General features: G+C 66.3%; 26 protein-coding genes and 1 pseudogene. All 27 read left to right on the plus strand.

Going from position 1 to position 13,794, the window contains the following annotated elements; translation table 11 throughout:
* The first annotated feature begins 4 nt into the window (after nucleotides 1–4).
* Complete coding sequence (gene rplD, locus ABT171_RS22525; RefSeq protein WP_351246445.1) at nucleotides 5–658, plus strand: 50S ribosomal protein L4; 654 nt, start codon at nucleotides 5–7, stop codon at nucleotides 656–658.
* Entirely contained in the window at nucleotides 658–1,077 is a 420-nt protein-coding gene (gene rplW / locus ABT171_RS22530) for a 50S ribosomal protein L23 (protein ID WP_351246447.1), read from the plus strand. The genes rplD and rplW overlap by 1 nt, the downstream gene beginning before the upstream one ends.
* Nucleotides 1,078–1,117: 40 nt before the next feature.
* Nucleotides 1,118–1,954: a 50S ribosomal protein L2 gene (gene rplB, locus ABT171_RS22535; RefSeq protein WP_201832318.1), complete on the plus strand. Its 837-nt coding sequence runs from the start codon at nucleotides 1,118–1,120 to the stop codon at nucleotides 1,952–1,954.
* A 12-nt stretch (nucleotides 1,955–1,966) separates the two neighbouring features.
* Nucleotides 1,967–2,248, plus strand: coding sequence for a 30S ribosomal protein S19 (rpsS, locus tag ABT171_RS22540; protein WP_023547380.1), 282 nt, complete (start codon nucleotides 1,967–1,969; stop codon nucleotides 2,246–2,248).
* A 43-nt stretch (nucleotides 2,249–2,291) separates the two neighbouring features.
* Nucleotides 2,292–2,639 (plus strand): 50S ribosomal protein L22, encoded by a 348-nt coding sequence (gene rplV / locus ABT171_RS22545; protein ID WP_019329637.1) that lies wholly within the window; start codon nucleotides 2,292–2,294, stop codon nucleotides 2,637–2,639.
* A complete protein-coding gene (rpsC, locus tag ABT171_RS22550) occupies nucleotides 2,639–3,460 on the plus strand; it encodes a 30S ribosomal protein S3 (protein WP_014674374.1) in 822 nt (273 codons plus the stop codon). The genes rplV and rpsC overlap by 1 nt, the downstream gene beginning before the upstream one ends.
* Before the next feature lie 5 nt (nucleotides 3,461–3,465).
* Nucleotides 3,466–3,885, plus strand: coding sequence for a 50S ribosomal protein L16 (gene rplP, locus ABT171_RS22555; protein ID WP_009190136.1), 420 nt, complete (start codon nucleotides 3,466–3,468; stop codon nucleotides 3,883–3,885).
* Nucleotides 3,885–4,109 (plus strand): 50S ribosomal protein L29, encoded by a 225-nt coding sequence (rpmC, locus tag ABT171_RS22560; RefSeq protein ID WP_003974259.1) that lies wholly within the window; start codon nucleotides 3,885–3,887, stop codon nucleotides 4,107–4,109. The genes rplP and rpmC overlap by 1 nt, the downstream gene beginning before the upstream one ends.
* On the plus strand, nucleotides 4,109–4,396 hold the full coding sequence (rpsQ, locus tag ABT171_RS22565; RefSeq protein ID WP_003992363.1) for a 30S ribosomal protein S17: 288 nt from the start codon (nucleotides 4,109–4,111) through the stop codon (nucleotides 4,394–4,396). Before rpmC ends, rpsQ begins: the two co-directional genes overlap by 1 nt.
* 97 nt (nucleotides 4,397–4,493) lie before the next feature.
* Nucleotides 4,494–4,862 (plus strand): 50S ribosomal protein L14, encoded by a 369-nt coding sequence (gene rplN, locus ABT171_RS22570; protein ID WP_003998823.1) that lies wholly within the window; start codon nucleotides 4,494–4,496, stop codon nucleotides 4,860–4,862.
* A gap of 2 nt (nucleotides 4,863–4,864) precedes the next feature.
* Nucleotides 4,865–5,188, plus strand: coding sequence for a 50S ribosomal protein L24 (gene rplX / locus ABT171_RS22575; protein ID WP_003998822.1), 324 nt, complete (start codon nucleotides 4,865–4,867; stop codon nucleotides 5,186–5,188).
* Entirely contained in the window at nucleotides 5,188–5,745 is a 558-nt protein-coding gene (gene rplE, locus ABT171_RS22580) for a 50S ribosomal protein L5 (protein WP_015658460.1), read from the plus strand. The genes rplX and rplE overlap by 1 nt, the downstream gene beginning before the upstream one ends.
* A gap of 5 nt (nucleotides 5,746–5,750) precedes the next feature.
* Nucleotides 5,751–5,936, plus strand: a complete 186-nt coding sequence (locus tag ABT171_RS22585) for a type Z 30S ribosomal protein S14 (RefSeq protein WP_003948630.1) — start codon at nucleotides 5,751–5,753, stop codon at nucleotides 5,934–5,936.
* A 214-nt stretch (nucleotides 5,937–6,150) separates the two neighbouring features.
* Entirely contained in the window at nucleotides 6,151–6,549 is a 399-nt protein-coding gene (gene rpsH, locus ABT171_RS22590; protein ID WP_100827756.1) for a 30S ribosomal protein S8, read from the plus strand.
* 24 nt (nucleotides 6,550–6,573) lie between these two features.
* Complete coding sequence (rplF, locus tag ABT171_RS22595) at nucleotides 6,574–7,113, plus strand: 50S ribosomal protein L6 (RefSeq protein WP_351246451.1); 540 nt, start codon at nucleotides 6,574–6,576, stop codon at nucleotides 7,111–7,113.
* A gap of 3 nt (nucleotides 7,114–7,116) precedes the next feature.
* A complete protein-coding gene (gene rplR, locus ABT171_RS22600; RefSeq protein WP_030641198.1) occupies nucleotides 7,117–7,500 on the plus strand; it encodes a 50S ribosomal protein L18 in 384 nt (127 codons plus the stop codon).
* A 36-nt stretch (nucleotides 7,501–7,536) separates the two neighbouring features.
* Nucleotides 7,537–8,142, plus strand: coding sequence for a 30S ribosomal protein S5 (gene rpsE / locus ABT171_RS22605; protein ID WP_019753099.1), 606 nt, complete (start codon nucleotides 7,537–7,539; stop codon nucleotides 8,140–8,142).
* Nucleotides 8,143–8,144: 2 nt separating this feature from the next.
* On the plus strand, nucleotides 8,145–8,327 hold the full coding sequence (gene rpmD, locus ABT171_RS22610) for a 50S ribosomal protein L30 (RefSeq protein ID WP_003998814.1): 183 nt from the start codon (nucleotides 8,145–8,147) through the stop codon (nucleotides 8,325–8,327).
* A gap of 2 nt (nucleotides 8,328–8,329) precedes the next feature.
* On the plus strand, nucleotides 8,330–8,785 hold the full coding sequence (rplO, locus tag ABT171_RS22615) for a 50S ribosomal protein L15 (RefSeq protein ID WP_095748086.1): 456 nt from the start codon (nucleotides 8,330–8,332) through the stop codon (nucleotides 8,783–8,785).
* Between the two features lie 245 nt (nucleotides 8,786–9,030).
* On the plus strand, nucleotides 9,031–10,344 hold the full coding sequence (gene secY, locus ABT171_RS22620; RefSeq protein WP_351246454.1) for a preprotein translocase subunit SecY: 1,314 nt from the start codon (nucleotides 9,031–9,033) through the stop codon (nucleotides 10,342–10,344).
* Nucleotides 10,344–10,994 (plus strand): adenylate kinase, encoded by a 651-nt coding sequence (locus ABT171_RS22625; protein ID WP_351246456.1) that lies wholly within the window; start codon nucleotides 10,344–10,346, stop codon nucleotides 10,992–10,994. The genes secY and ABT171_RS22625 overlap by 1 nt, the downstream gene beginning before the upstream one ends.
* 99 nt (nucleotides 10,995–11,093) lie before the next feature.
* Nucleotides 11,094–11,930, plus strand: coding sequence for a type I methionyl aminopeptidase (gene map, locus ABT171_RS22630; protein ID WP_351246458.1), 837 nt, complete (start codon nucleotides 11,094–11,096; stop codon nucleotides 11,928–11,930).
* Between the two features lie 147 nt (nucleotides 11,931–12,077).
* Nucleotides 12,078–12,299 carry a translation initiation factor IF-1 gene (gene infA / locus ABT171_RS22635; protein WP_003948620.1) on the plus strand — a complete coding sequence of 74 codons (222 nt, stop codon included), beginning with the start codon at nucleotides 12,078–12,080 and terminating at the stop codon, nucleotides 12,297–12,299.
* Between the two features lie 59 nt (nucleotides 12,300–12,358).
* Nucleotides 12,359–12,472: a 50S ribosomal protein L36 gene (rpmJ, locus tag ABT171_RS22640; protein WP_003998809.1), complete on the plus strand. Its 114-nt coding sequence runs from the start codon at nucleotides 12,359–12,361 to the stop codon at nucleotides 12,470–12,472.
* A 196-nt stretch (nucleotides 12,473–12,668) separates the two neighbouring features.
* Nucleotides 12,669–13,049, plus strand: coding sequence for a 30S ribosomal protein S13 (gene rpsM, locus ABT171_RS22645; RefSeq protein WP_023547369.1), 381 nt, complete (start codon nucleotides 12,669–12,671; stop codon nucleotides 13,047–13,049).
* 65 nt (nucleotides 13,050–13,114) lie between these two features.
* The gene (gene rpsK / locus ABT171_RS22650; RefSeq protein WP_003956432.1) at nucleotides 13,115–13,519 is read left to right on the plus strand and encodes a 30S ribosomal protein S11; all 405 of its coding nucleotides are present in this window, start codon (nucleotides 13,115–13,117) and stop codon (nucleotides 13,517–13,519) included.
* A 150-nt stretch (nucleotides 13,520–13,669) separates the two neighbouring features.
* A pseudogene (locus ABT171_RS22655) lies at nucleotides 13,670–13,794 on the plus strand (DNA-directed RNA polymerase subunit alpha); the annotation flags it as partial.

Consider the following 13,794-nt stretch of genomic DNA (forward strand, 5'->3'; position numbering starts at 1 on the left):
ACCGATGAGCACTGTTGACATCCTTTCGCCGGCTGGCGAGAAGGCCGGTTCCGTCGAGCTCCCCGCGGAGATCTTCGACGCCAAGGTCAGCGTTCCGCTGATCCACCAGGTCGTCGTCGCGCAGCTGGCCGCTGCCCGCCAGGGCACGCACAAGACCAAGACCCGCGGTGAAGTCCGTGGTGGCGGCAAGAAGCCGTACCGCCAGAAGGGCACCGGTCGCGCCCGCCAGGGTTCGACCCGCGCGCCGCAGTTCGCCGGTGGTGGCGTCGTGCACGGTCCCGTGCCGCGCGACTACTCGCAGCGCACCCCGAAGAAGATGAAGGCCGCCGCCCTGCGCGGTGCCCTCACCGACCGGGCGCGTCACAACCGCATCCACGTCGTCTCCGGCGTGGTCGAGGGCGGGACCCCCAGCACCAAGGCCGCCAAGTCGCTGTTCGGCAAGATCTCGGAGCGCAAGAACCTGCTCCTGGTCGTCGACCGCGCCGACGAGGCCGCGTGGCTGTCCGCCCGTAACCTGCCCCAGGTCCACATCCTGGAGCCGGGCCAGCTGAACACGTACGACGTTCTCGTCTCGGACGACGTGGTCTTCACCCAGGCCGCTTTCGAGTCCTTCGTGTCTGGCCCCAAGGCCGCTGACACCGAAGGGAGCGAGGCCTGATGGCTACGCGTCACCCGAGCATTGCCTCGAAGGCCGCCAAGGCGGCCAAGGCCGCGCGCGTCGCCAAGGCGCGCCGTCACGCCGCCGAGGGCAAGAACACCGTCGAGACCCCGCTGAGCAAGTCCTTCACGGACCCCCGTGACGTGCTGCTCAAGCCGGTTGTCTCCGAGAAGAGCTACGCGCTCCTCGACGAGAACAAGTACACGTTCGTCGTCGCCCCGGGCGCCAACAAGACCCAGATCAAGCAGGCCGTCCAGGCGGTCTTCGACGTCAAGGTCACCGGGGTCAACACGATCAACCGTCAGGGCAAGCGCAAGCGCACGAAGACCGGCTTCGGTCAGCGTGCCGCCACCAAGCGCGCGATCGTGACCCTCGCCGAGGGCGACCGTATCGACATCTTCGGCGGTCCGACCGCCTAAGGGCGGTCCGGATCGTCCGATATCGGACGAGGACTGAGAAATGGGAATCCGCAAGTACAAGCCGACTACGCCGGGCCGTCGTGGCGCCAGCGTCGCCGACTTCGTCGAGGTCACGCGGTCCACGCCGGAGAAGTCGCTGGTCCGCCCCCTGCACAGCAAGGGCGGCCGTAACAACGCCGGTCGTGTGACCGTTCGCCACCAGGGTGGCGGACACAAGCGCGCCTACCGCGTGATCGACTTCCGTCGTCACGACAAGGACGGCGTGCCGGCGAAGGTCGCGCACATCGAGTACGACCCCAACCGCACCGCGCGCATCGCGCTGCTGCACTACGCCGACGGCGAGAAGCGCTACATCCTCGCCCCGCGCAACCTGCAGCAGGGTGACCGCGTCGAGAACGGTCCCGGGGCCGACATCAAGCCGGGCAACAACCTGGCCCTCCGCAACATCCCGGTCGGTACCACGATCCACGCGATCGAGCTCCGTCCCGGTGGCGGTGCCAAGTTCGCCCGCTCCGCCGGTGCCTCCGTGCAGCTGCTCGCGAAGGAGGGCTCCTACGCCCACCTGCGCATGCCGTCCGGTGAGGTCCGCCTGGTCGACGTCCGCTGCCGCGCCACCATCGGCGAGGTCGGCAACGCCGAGCAGAGCAACATCAACTGGGGTAAGGCCGGCCGTAAGCGGTGGCTGGGCGTTCGCCCGACCGTCCGTGGTGTCGTGATGAACCCGGTTGACCACCCGCACGGTGGTGGTGAGGGCCGGACCTCCGGTGGTCGTCACCCTGTGTCCCCGTGGGGCAAGAAGGAAGGCCGTACTCGTTCGCCCAAGAAGGCGTCGAACAAGTACATCGTCCGCCGCCGCAAGACGAACAAGAAGCGCTAAGGACGGGTTGAGATGCCTCGTAGCCTGAAGAAGGGGCCCTTCGTCGACGACCACCTGATCAAGAAGGTGGACGCCCAGAACGAAGCCGGCACCAAGAACGTCATCAAGACCTGGTCCCGCCGCTCGATGATCGTCCCGGCCATGCTGGGCCACACGCTCGCGGTGCACAACGGCAAGACCCACATCCCGGTGTTCGTCACCGAGTCGATGGTCGGCCACAAGCTCGGCGAGTTCTCGCCGACGCGCACCTTCCGGGGTCACGTCAAGGAAGACCGGAAGTCGAAGCGCCGCTAGTAGCGGATCGCATTCAGACACGTAAGTAACTGAAGGGACAACCATGGAAGCCAGGGCCCAGGCGCGGTACATCCGCGTCACGCCCATGAAGGCCCGCCGCGTGGTGGACCTCATCCGTGGCATGGACGCCACGGAGGCCCAGGCTGTTCTGCGATTCGCTCCGCAGGCAGCCTCCGTGCCGGTCGGCAAGGTGCTCGACAGCGCCATTGCCAACGCCGCGCACAACTACGACCACACCGACGCCGACAGCCTCTACATCTCCGAGGCCTACGTCGACGAGGGCCCGACCCTGAAGCGGTTCCGTCCGCGTGCCCAGGGCCGTGCCTACCGGATCCGCAAGCGGACCAGCCACATCACCGTGGTCGTCAGCAGCAAGGAAGGAACCCGGTAATGGGCCAGAAGGTTAACCCGCATGGGTTCCGGCTCGGTGTCACGACCGACTTCAAGTCGCGTTGGTACGCCGACAAGCTGTACAAGGACTACGTCAAGGAAGACGTCGCCATCCGTCGGATGATGACGTCCGGCATGGAGCGCGCCGGTATCTCCAAGGTGGAGATCGAGCGCACCCGTGACCGCGTCCGCGTGGACATCCACACCGCTCGCCCGGGCATCGTCATCGGCCGCCGCGGCGCCGAGGCCGACCGCATCCGCGGTGACCTGGAGAAGCTGACCGGCAAGCAGGTCCAGCTGAACATCCTCGAGGTCAAGAACCCGGAGACGGACGCTCAGCTGGTGGCCCAGGCCGTCGCCGAGCAGCTGTCCTCCCGCGTCTCCTTCCGCCGTGCCATGCGCAAGAGCATGCAGTCGGCGATGAAGGCCGGCGCCAAGGGCATCAAGATCCAGTGCGGTGGCCGCCTCGGCGGCGCCGAGATGTCCCGCTCGGAGTTCTACCGCGAGGGCCGCGTGCCCCTGCACACGCTCCGCGCGAACGTGGACTACGGCTTCTTCGAGGCCAAGACGACCTTCGGCCGCATCGGTGTGAAGGTCTGGATCTACAAGGGCGACGTCAAGAACATCGCCGAGGTCCGCGCCGAGAACGCTGCCGCCCGTGCGGGTAACCGCCCGGCCCGCGGTGGCGCCGACCGCCCGGCCCGTGGTGGCCGCGGTGGCGAGCGGCGCGGTCGCAAGCCGCAGCAGGCTGCCGGCGCCGAGGCCCCCAAGGCCGAGGCTCCCGCCGCCGCTCCGGCTGAGAGCACCGGAACGGAGGCCTGACCGTCATGCTGATCCCCCGTAGGGTCAAGCACCGCAAGCAGCACCACCCGAAGCGCAACGGTATGTCCAAGGGTGGAACGCAGGTTGCGTTCGGCGAGTACGGCATCCAGGCGCTGACCCCGGCCTACGTGACGAACCGCCAGATCGAGGCGGCTCGTATCGCGATGACCCGCCACATCAAGCGTGGCGGCAAGGTCTGGATCAACATCTACCCGGACCGTCCCCTCACCAAGAAGCCGGCCGAGACCCGCATGGGTTCCGGTAAGGGTTCCCCGGAGTGGTGGATCGCCAACGTCAAGCCCGGACGTGTGATGTTCGAGCTGTCGTACCCCAACGAGAAGATCGCCCGTGAGGCGCTGACCCGTGCGGCCCACAAGCTGCCGATGAAGTGCCGGATCGTCAAGCGCGAGGCAGGTGAAGCGTGATGTCGGCCGGTACCAAGGCGTCCGAGCTGCGCGAGCTGGGCAACGAGGAGCTTCTGGCGAAGCTCCGCGAGGCCAAGGAAGAGCTGTTCAACCTCCGCTTCCAGGCGGCGACCGGTCAGCTCGAGAACCACGGTCGGCTGAAGGCCGTCCGCAAGGACATCGCGCGGATCTACACCCTGATGCGTGAGCGCGAGCTGGGCATCGAGACGGTGGAGAGCGCCTGATGAGTGAGAGCAACGTGACTGAGCAGACTGCAGAGGCCCGCGGCTTCCGCAAGACCCGTGAGGGTCTCGTCGTCAGCGACAAGATGGACAAGACCGTCGTCGTCGCCGTCGAGGACCGCGTCAAGCACGCGCTGTACGGCAAGGTCATCCGCCGTACCAACAAGCTCAAGGCGCACGACGAGCAGAACGCCGCGGGTGTCGGCGACCGCGTCCTCCTGATGGAGACCCGGCCGCTGTCCGCGACGAAGCGCTGGCGCGTCGTCGAGATCCTCGAGAAGGCCAAGTAATTTCCTGCGGGGCAAACCCCGCAGGTCAGTTCCGCCAGGCTCCGGGGGCCGTTGAAAGACGGCCCCCGGGGAACCGGCAGACGATCAGGAGATAGACGTGATCCAGCAGGAGTCGCGACTGCGTGTCGCCGACAACACTGGTGCGAAGGAGATCCTTTGCATCCGTGTGCTCGGTGGCTCCGGTCGCCGCTACGCGGGCATCGGTGACGTCATCGTCGCCACCGTCAAGGACGCGATCCCCGGTGGCAACGTGAAGAAGGGTGACGTCGTCAAGGCGGTCATCGTTCGCACCGTCAAGGAGCGCCGCCGTCCGGACGGCTCGTACATCCGCTTCGACGAGAACGCCGCCGTCATTCTGAAGAACGACGGCGACCCTCGCGGCACCCGCATCTTCGGCCCGGTCGGCCGTGAGCTGCGCGAGAAGAAGTTCATGAAGATCATCTCGCTCGCGCCGGAGGTGCTGTAAGCATGAAGATCAAGAAGGGCGACCTGGTCCAGGTCATCACCGGCAAGGACAAGGGCAAGCAGGGCAAGGTCATTGCCGCTTACCCGCGCGAGGAGCGTGTCCTGGTCGAGGGTGTCAACCGGGTCAAGAAGCACACCAAGGCCGGTCCGACCGCTCGCGGTTCCCAGGCCGGCGGCATCGTGACCACCGAGGCCCCGATCCACGTGTCCAACGTTCAGCTGGTCGTGGAGAAGGACGGCAACAAGGTCGTCACGCGTGTCGGTTACCGCTTCGACGAAGAGGGCAACAAGATCCGCGTTGCCAAGCGGACGGGTGAGGACATCTGATGGCTACCACCACGACTCCGCGTCTGAAGACGAAGTACCGCGAGGAGATCGCGGGCAAGCTGCGTGACGAGTTCAAGTACGAGAACGTCATGCAGGTTCCCGGCCTCGTGAAGATCGTGGTCAACATGGGTGTGGGCGACGCCGCCCGCGACTCCAAGCTGATCGAGGGCGCCATCCGCGACCTCACCACGATCACCGGTCAGAAGCCGGCCGTCACCAAGGCCCGCAAGTCCATCGCGCAGTTCAAGCTGCGTGAGGGCCAGCCGATCGGTGCCCACGTCACGCTCCGTGGCGACCGCATGTGGGAGTTCCTGGACCGCACCCTGTCGCTCGCGCTGCCGCGCATCCGCGACTTCCGCGGCCTGTCCCCCAAGCAGTTCGACGGCCGTGGCAACTACACCTTCGGTCTCACGGAGCAGGTCATGTTCCACGAGATCGACCAGGACAAGATCGACCGTACCCGGGGCATGGACATCACCGTGGTGACCACGGCGACCAACGACGCTGAGGGCCGTGCGCTCCTTCGTCACCTCGGCTTCCCGTTCAAGGAGGCGTGAGCGAGATGGCGAAGAAGGCTCTGATTGCCAAGGCTGCTCGCAAGCCCAAGTTCGGTGTGCGTGGCTACACCCGCTGCCAGCGCTGCGGCCGTCCGCACTCCGTGTACCGCAAGTTCGGCCTGTGCCGCGTGTGCCTTCGTGAGATGGCTCACCGTGGCGAGCTGCCGGGCGTGACCAAGAGCTCCTGGTAATCCCCTTATTAGGGATTCCTGGACCTCTCGGTAAGCAACCGGGACGGCAGGGGACCCCGCCCTCATGGCTTAGGCTAGGAGGGTTGGGCCTCTGCCGCCCTGAACGACTTACTACGCCGTAGGTCCCCGCGCCGCACCCGTCCCGTCTCAAGAAGTACGGGGAGAGGGATGGCGCATATAGGAAACCCCGGCGAGAAAGGCCACAGGCCAATTCATGACCATGACTGATCCGATCGCAGACATGCTGACTCGTCTGCGGAACGCGAACTCGGCGTACCACGACACCGTGACGATGCCGGCGTCCAAGATCAAGTCTCACATCGCGGAGATCCTCCAGCAGGAGGGCTTCATCACGGGCTGGCGCGTCGAGGACGCCGAGGTCGGCAAGAACCTCACCCTCGAGCTGAAGTTCGGCCCGAACCGTGAGCGCTCCATCGCGGGCATCAAGCGGATCTCCAAGCCCGGTCTCCGGGTGTACGCGAAGTCCACCAACCTGCCGAAGGTGCTGGGCGGCCTCGGCGTGGCGATCATCTCCACGTCGCACGGGCTCCTCACCGACAAGCAGGCCGGCAAGAAGGGCGTGGGTGGGGAAGTCCTCGCCTACGTCTGGTAGCAGAAGGGAACGGAGGAAACAGCTATGTCGCGCATCGGCAAGCTCCCCATCGCGGTTCCCGCCGGCGTGGACGTCACCATCGACGGCCGTACGGTCTCGGTCAAGGGCCCCAAGGGCGAGCTGACCCACACCGTCTCGGCGCCGATCGAGGTCGCCAAGGGCGAGGACGGCACCCTGCAGGTGACCCGCCCCAACGACGAGCGTCAGAACAAGGCCCTCCACGGCCTGTCCCGCACGCTGGTGGCGAACATGATCACCGGCGTGACCCAGGGTTACGTGAAGAAGCTCGAGATCAGCGGTGTCGGTTACCGCGTGACCGCCAAGGGTTCGAACCTGGAGTTCGCTCTCGGTTACAGCCACCCGATCCTGGTCGAGGCCCCCGAGGGGATCACCTTCAAGGTGGAGACCCCGACCCGCTTCCAGGTCGAGGGCATCGACAAGCAGAAGGTCGGCGAGGTTGCGGCCAACATCCGCAAGCTGCGCAAGCCCGACCCGTACAAGGCCAAGGGCGTCAAGTACGAGGGCGAAGTCATCCGCCGCAAGGTCGGAAAGGCGGGTAAGTAAGCCATGGCATACGGGCAGAAGATCCTCAAGGGCGACGCCTACAAGCGCGCCGCGATCAAGCGCCGTCACATCCGGATCCGCAAGCGGATCGCCGGTACGGCGGAGCGCCCCCGTCTGGTCGTGACCCGCTCCAACCGCCACATCGTGGCGCAGGTGATCGACGACCTGAAGGGCCACACCCTGGCGTCGGCGTCCACCCTGGACGCGTCGATCCGTGGCGGCGAGGCCGACAAGTCCGCGCAGGCCAAGCAGGTCGGCGCCCTGGTCGCCGAGCGTGCCAAGGCCGCCGGTGTCGAGGCCGTCGTGTTCGACCGTGGTGGCAACCAGTACGCCGGGCGCATCGCCGCCCTGGCGGACGCCGCCCGCGAGGCCGGGCTCAAGTTCTGAGCCGCTTGTAGCTAGCGGAAAGAGAGAGGTAATCCAATGGCTGGACCCCAGCGCCGCGGAAGCGGTGCCGGTGGCGGCGAGCGGCGGGACCGGAAGGGCCGTGACGGCGGCGCTGCTGCCGCCGAGAAGACCGCGTACGTTGAGCGCGTTGTCGCGATCAACCGCGTCGCCAAGGTTGTGAAGGGTGGTCGTCGCTTCAGCTTCACCGCGCTGGTCGTGGTGGGCGACGGTGACGGCACCGTGGGTGTCGGTTACGGCAAGGCCAAGGAGGTGCCGGCCGCCATCGCCAAGGGCGTTGAGGAGGCCAAGAAGCACTTCTTCAAGGTCCCCCGGATCCAGGGCACCATCCCGCACCCGATCCAGGGTGAGAAGGCTGCCGGCGTCGTGCTGCTCAAGCCCGCGTCCCCGGGTACCGGTGTGATCGCCGGTGGTCCGGTGCGTGCCGTGCTGGAGTGCGCCGGTATCCACGACGTGCTGTCGAAGTCGCTCGGCTCCGACAACGCCATCAACATCGTGCACGCGACCGTGGAGGCCCTGAAGGGCCTGCAGCGTCCCGAGGAGATCGCGGCCCGCCGTGGTCTGCCGCTTGAGGACGTCGCCCCCGCGGCTCTTCTCCGTGCGCGTGCCGGGGCGGGTGCGTAATCATGGCGCAGCTCAAGATCACGCAGGTCAAGTCCTACATCGGCAGCAAGCAGAACCACCGTGACACCCTGCGGTCGCTTGGTCTCAAGGGGATCAACACCGTGGTCGTCAAGGAGGACCGCCCCGAGTTCCGCGGAATGGTGCACACCGTCCGCCACCTCGTGACGGTCGAGGAGGTCGACTGATCATGGCGGAGCAGAACCCGCTGAAGATCCACAACCTCCGTCCCGCCCCGGGCGCCAAGACCGCCAAGACCCGTGTGGGTCGTGGTGAGGCGTCGAAGGGTAAGACGGCCGGTCGTGGTACCAAGGGCACCAAGGCCCGCTACCAGGTTCCGGAGCGCTTCGAGGGTGGCCAGATGCCGCTGCACATGCGCCTCCCGAAGCTGAAGGGCTTCAAGAACCCGTTCAAGACCGAGTACCAGGTCGTGAACCTCGACAAGCTGGCCGCGCTCTACCCGGAGGGTGGCGAGGTCACCGTCGAGTCGCTGGTGGCCAAGGGTGCCGTTCGCAAGAACAGCCTCGTCAAGGTCCTCGGCCAGGGCGAGATCTCGGTGGCGCTGCAGGTGACGGTCGACGCCGTCTCCGGCTCCGCCAAGGAGAAGATCACCGCCGCCGGCGGTACGGTCACCGAGCTGGTCTGAGCCCCTCAGGTCCACTCGATGACGTGAACGATCCCGACCGGGGATACTCCACAAAAGGGGTATCCCCGGTTGGTCGTTCCTAGGGCGGGGCTCTCGCCGGTAAGGTGGCCAGCACTGCCTACTTTCACCGGGTGCTTCCCATGGGGCACCCTGAGCGGCAGTTGACCGTTAGCTATTCGTCTGTATCCGTCGAACCTCAAGACCGTCACCCTTGACGCAGTTGCGCGGGGGTCGCAGGAGGCACCGTGCTCACCGCGTTCGCCCGGGCGTTCAGGACGCCCGACCTGCGCAAGAAGCTGCTCTTCACGCTGGCCATCATCGTGGTCTACCGGGTCGGTACCCACATCCCGATCCCCGGCGTCAACTACCAGGCCGTCCAGCGGTGTGTGACCGAGGCCCAGGGCAACCAGGGCCTGTTCGGCCTCGTGAACATGTTCAGCGGCGGTGCGCTGCTGCAGATCACGGTCTTCGCGCTCGGCATCATGCCGTACATCACGGCCAGCATCATCCTTCAGCTGCTGACCGTGGTCATCCCGCGCCTGGAAGCCCTCAAGAAGGAGGGCCAGGCCGGCACGGCGAAGATCACGCAGTACACCCGCTATCTCACCGTGGCGCTCGCCATCCTGCAGGGCACCGGCCTGGTCGCCACCGCCCGCAGCGGCGCGCTCTTCAACGGCTGCTCGGTCGCGTCGAGCATCGTCCCCGACCAGGCGATCTTCACGACGATCACCATGGTCATCTGCATGACCGCCGGTACGGCCGTCGTGATGTGGCTCGGTGAGCTGATCACCGACCGCGGCATCGGCAACGGCATGTCGATTCTGATGTTCATCTCGATCGCCGCGACCTTCCCGTCCGCCCTGTGGGCGATCAAGAAGCAGGGCACCCTGGCCGGCGGCTGGATCGAGTTCGGCACCGTGATCCTGGTCGGCCTGGTCATGGTCGGTCTGGTCGTCTTCGTCGAGCAGGCCCAGCGCCGCATCCCGGTCCAGTACGCCAAGCGCATGATCGGCCGTCGTTCCTACGGTGGTACGTCCACGTACATCCCGCTCAAGGTGAACCAGGCGGGTGTGATTCCCGTCATCTTCGCCTCCTCGCTGCTCTACATCCCGGCACTCGTGGCGCAGTTCGCGGGGGGCAATTCGCACTGGAAGCAGTGGATCCAGCAGAACCTCACCAAGGGCGACCACCCGATTTACATCACTCTGTACTTCTTGCTCATCGTGTTCTTCGCGTTCTTCTACGTGGCGATCTCCTTCAACCCCGAGGAAGTCGCCGACAACATGAAGAAGTATGGTGGCTTCATCCCGGGCATCCGGGCTGGCCGACCGACCGCTGAGTACCTCAGCTACGTGCTCAACCGGATCACCTGGCCGGGTTCGCTGTATCTGGGTCTGATCGCTCTCGTACCGACAATGGCGTTGGTCGGCTTCGGGGCAAGCCAGAACTTCCCCTTCGGCGGGACCAGCATCCTGATCATCGTGGGTGTCGGTCTTGAGACGGTGAAGCAGATCGAGAGCCAGCTCCAGCAGCGCAATTACGAAGGGTTCCTCCGCTGATGCGTATCGTCCTCGTCGGGCCGCCGGGTGCCGGTAAGGGAACGCAAGCCGTCCGTCTCGCAGAGAAGCTGGCGATCCCGCACATCTCCACGGGTGACCTCTTCCGGGCCAACATCAGCCAGCAGACGGAGCTGGGCAAGCTCGCGAAGTCCTACATGGACGCCGGCAACCTCGTCCCGGACGAGGTCACCATCGCCATGGCCAAGGACCGCATGGAGCAGCCGGACGCCGAGGGCGGCTTCCTGCTGGACGGCTTCCCGCGGAACGTCTCGCAGGCCGAGGCGCTGGACGAGCTGCTGCGCACCGAGGGCATCACGCTGGACGCGGTCCTGGACCTGGAGGTCCCGGAGGACGAGGTCGTCAAGCGCATCGCCGGCCGCCGCATCTGCCGCAACGACTCCTCGCACGTCTTCCACGTGACGTACAGCAAGCCGAAGAAGGAAGGCGTCTGCGACGTCTGCGGCGGCGAGCTGTACCAGCGCGACGACGACTCCGAGGACACCGTCCGCAAGCGGCTGGAGGTCTACCACACGCAGACCGAGCCGATCATCGACTACTACAAGGCGCAGGGCCTGGTCGTGACGATCTCCTCCCTGGGCCCGGTGGACGAGATCACGCAGCGGGCGCTGGCGGCACTCAAGAGCAAGTAGATCGCGGTCCTACCGGCCGCGGTGCCCTTCACCGGGCGCCGCGGCCGTACTGTTGTGTACGTAACCCAGTCGATGTGAGTGAGGGAGAGCGCAGGCCCCATGGTGCAGATCAAGACGCCCGAGCAGATCGCGAAGATGCGTGCGGCGGGCCTGGTCGTAGCCGCCATCCACGCGGCCACCCGTGAGGCCGCGGTGCCCGGCGCCTCCACCAAGGACCTCGACGAGGTCGCCCGCAAGGTCCTCGCCGAGCACGGCGCCAAGTCGAACTTCCTGGGCTACGGCGGCTTCCCCGCGACCATCTGCACCTCGGTGAACGACGTGGTCGTCCACGGCATCCCCTCCGACGACGTCGTCCTCAAGGACGGCGACATCATCTCCATCGACTGCGGCGCGATCATCGACGGCTGGCACGGCGACGCCGCCTACACGGCCTTCGTGGGCTCCGGTCACGCCCCGGAGCTGGTCGAGCTCTCCCGGGTGACCGAGGAGTCGATGTGGGCCGGCATCGCGGCCATGAAGCAGGGCAACCGCCTGGTCGACGTCTCGCGGGCCATCGAGACGTACATCCGCCGCCAGCCCAAGCCGGGCGGCGGCAAGTACGGGATCATCGAGGACTACGGCGGCCACGGCATCGGCACCGAGATGCACATGGACCCGCACCTGCTGAACTACGTCGACCGGCGCCGCGGCAAGGGCCCCAAGCTGGTGCCCGGCTTCTGCCTCGCGATCGAGCCCATGGTGTCGCTCGGCACTCCGCGCACGGAGGTCCTGTCGGACGACTGGACGGTCATCACCACGGACGGCACCTGGTCCTCCCACTGGGAGCACTCCGTCGCGCTGACGGCGGAGGGCCCGCTGGTGCTCACCGCTCCCGACGGCGGCAAGGCGAAGCTGGCGGAGTACGGCATCACGGCTGCTCCCGACCCCCTGGCATAGGGATCTCCCTCATGGGGCAGACTTTCTCGATTCGCCTTTCCCGGTGTGCCGACGTAGACTGACTCGTCGGCTCTCGTGCACCCTCATGCCTGCGTGCTTGCGAGTGTGACGAAAGCCGGTCAAGGTAGTCGATTCGAAGGGCGAAGCGTGGCCAAGAAGCAAGGTGCCATCGAGATCGAGGGCACTGTCGTCGAGTCTCTTCCGAACGCCATGTTCAAGGTCGAGCTCCAGAACGGCCACCAGGTCCTGGCACACATCAGCGGCAAGATGCGTATGCACTACATCCGCATCCTCCCTGACGACCGGGTCGTGGTGGAGCTTTCTCCGTACGACCTGACGCGTGGCCGGATCGTCTACCGGTACAAGTAGATCTTGCCCGCATCCCGTCTCGGCGGGGTGGTGGCACTGACCCGGAGAACCTCAATCCAATGAAGGTCAAGCCGAGCGTCAAGAAGATCTGCGACAAGTGCAGGGTGATCCGCCGTCACGGTCGGGTCATGGTCATCTGCGAGAACCCGCGCCACAAGCAGCGCCAGGGCTGACGCACGACCTGAACCCTCTGCACCTCCATCGCAGAGATTCGCGCGACGCGAGCTGAATATGTTCATACGCAGGACCCAAGCCGTCGCGAGCGGCTTGACACCCCCGGTTCGGAGGCCGGGGACCCGGTTCGTACCTGGTACGGCGGCCGGGAGCCGGTTCTGTGGAAGACCTCCGAAGATCACCAGGAGCCATTGAATGGCACGCGTTTCCGGTGTTGACATCCCGCGCGAAAAGCGCGTGGAGGTCGCCCTCACCTACGTGTTCGGCATCGGCCGGACCCTCTCGAAGGAGACGCTGGCTGCGACCGGCGTCGACCCGAACACCCGTGTTCGTGACCTGACCGAAGAGCAGCTGGTCGCGATCCGCGAGTACGTCGACAACAACATCAAGACCGAGGGTGACCTCCGTCGCGAGATCCAGGCCGACATCCGCCGCAAGGTCGAGATCGGCTGCTACCAGGGTCTCCGTCACCGTCGCGGTCTGCCCGTCCGCGGTCAGCGCACCAGCACCAACGCCCGTACCCGCAAGGGCCCGCGTCGCGCCATCGCCGGCAAGAAGAAGCCGGGCAAGAAGTAGTCCGCAGCGGACACCTGTCCACGGTCTTCGCTGTAGGACCGACCACCTCCCGTAGGAGTTAGTAGATGCCCCCCAAGGGACGTCAGGGCGCTGCCAAGAAGGTGCGCCGCAAGGAAAAGAAGAACGTCGCTCACGGCCACGCGCACATCAAGAGCACGTTCAACAACACGATCGTCTCGATCACGGACCCGTCCGGCAACGTGATCTCCTGGGCCTCCGCCGGCCACGTCGGCTTCAAGGGCTCCCGGAAGTCCACGCCGTTCGCCGCGCAGATGGCCGCCGAGTCGGCTGCCCGCCGCGCCCAGGAGCACGGCATGCGCAAGGTCGACGTGTTCGTCAAGGGCCCGGGCTCCGGTCGTGAGACCGCGATCCGCTCCCTGCAGGCCACGGGCCTTGAGGTCGGCTCCATCCAGGACGTCACCCCGACCCCGCACAACGGCTGCCGCCCGCCGAAGCGCCGCCGCGTCTGACGCACCGGCTGCTTCAGGGCTTTTCGGGCGGTACGGCTCCGTAAAAGGGCCGTATCGCCCGTACCCTTGCAGTACCCGCGCTTTTCATGGGCGCGGTTTCCGTCGGGCGTCAAATAGCGGGCGCCCACGAATGAAGGATCTGATCCACACATGCTGATCGCTCAGCGTCCCTCGTTGACCGAAGAGGTCGTCGACGAGTTCCGCTCCCGGTTCGTGATCGAGCCGCTGGAGCCGGGCTTCGGCTACACCCTCGGCAACTCCCTCCGCCGTACCCT

This window comes from Streptomyces sp. NPDC001851, from assembly GCF_040297165.1.
Classification (GTDB): domain Bacteria; phylum Actinomycetota; class Actinomycetes; order Streptomycetales; family Streptomycetaceae; genus Streptomyces.

Bases quoted from the DNA above. Each gene is read 5' to 3' on its own strand.
- rplV (WP_019329637.1), top strand. From the start codon at position 2,292: ATGGAAGCCAGGGCCCAGGCGCGGTACATCCGCGTCACGCCCATGAAG.
- rplP (WP_009190136.1), top strand. From the start codon at position 3,466: ATGCTGATCCCCCGTAGGGTCAAGCACCGCAAGCAGCACCACCCGAAG.
- ABT171_RS22585 (WP_003948630.1), top strand. From the start codon at position 5,751: ATGGCGAAGAAGGCTCTGATTGCCAAGGCTGCTCGCAAGCCCAAGTTC.
- rplB (WP_201832318.1), top strand. From the start codon at position 1,118: ATGGGAATCCGCAAGTACAAGCCGACTACGCCGGGCCGTCGTGGCGCC.
- rpsS (WP_023547380.1), top strand. From the start codon at position 1,967: ATGCCTCGTAGCCTGAAGAAGGGGCCCTTCGTCGACGACCACCTGATC.
- rpsM (WP_023547369.1), top strand. From the start codon at position 12,669: ATGGCACGCGTTTCCGGTGTTGACATCCCGCGCGAAAAGCGCGTGGAG.
- rplO (WP_095748086.1), top strand. From the start codon at position 8,330: ATGGCGGAGCAGAACCCGCTGAAGATCCACAACCTCCGTCCCGCCCCG.
- rpmD (WP_003998814.1), top strand. From the start codon at position 8,145: ATGGCGCAGCTCAAGATCACGCAGGTCAAGTCCTACATCGGCAGCAAG.
- rplE (WP_015658460.1), top strand. From the start codon at position 5,188: ATGGCTACCACCACGACTCCGCGTCTGAAGACGAAGTACCGCGAGGAG.
- rplD (WP_351246445.1), top strand. From the start codon at position 5: ATGAGCACTGTTGACATCCTTTCGCCGGCTGGCGAGAAGGCCGGTTCC.
- rpsK (WP_003956432.1), top strand. From the start codon at position 13,115: ATGCCCCCCAAGGGACGTCAGGGCGCTGCCAAGAAGGTGCGCCGCAAG.
- rplX (WP_003998822.1), top strand. From the start codon at position 4,865: ATGAAGATCAAGAAGGGCGACCTGGTCCAGGTCATCACCGGCAAGGAC.
- map (WP_351246458.1), top strand. From the start codon at position 11,094: ATGGTGCAGATCAAGACGCCCGAGCAGATCGCGAAGATGCGTGCGGCG.
- rplF (WP_351246451.1), top strand. From the start codon at position 6,574: ATGTCGCGCATCGGCAAGCTCCCCATCGCGGTTCCCGCCGGCGTGGAC.
- rpsE (WP_019753099.1), top strand. From the start codon at position 7,537: ATGGCTGGACCCCAGCGCCGCGGAAGCGGTGCCGGTGGCGGCGAGCGG.
- ABT171_RS22625 (WP_351246456.1), top strand. From the start codon at position 10,344: ATGCGTATCGTCCTCGTCGGGCCGCCGGGTGCCGGTAAGGGAACGCAA.
- rpsH (WP_100827756.1), top strand. From the start codon at position 6,151: ATGACCATGACTGATCCGATCGCAGACATGCTGACTCGTCTGCGGAAC.
- rpsC (WP_014674374.1), top strand. From the start codon at position 2,639: ATGGGCCAGAAGGTTAACCCGCATGGGTTCCGGCTCGGTGTCACGACC.
- rpmJ (WP_003998809.1), top strand. From the start codon at position 12,359: ATGAAGGTCAAGCCGAGCGTCAAGAAGATCTGCGACAAGTGCAGGGTG.
- rpsQ (WP_003992363.1), top strand. From the start codon at position 4,109: ATGAGTGAGAGCAACGTGACTGAGCAGACTGCAGAGGCCCGCGGCTTC.
- rplW (WP_351246447.1), top strand. From the start codon at position 658: ATGGCTACGCGTCACCCGAGCATTGCCTCGAAGGCCGCCAAGGCGGCC.
- rpmC (WP_003974259.1), top strand. From the start codon at position 3,885: ATGTCGGCCGGTACCAAGGCGTCCGAGCTGCGCGAGCTGGGCAACGAG.
- rplR (WP_030641198.1), top strand. From the start codon at position 7,117: ATGGCATACGGGCAGAAGATCCTCAAGGGCGACGCCTACAAGCGCGCC.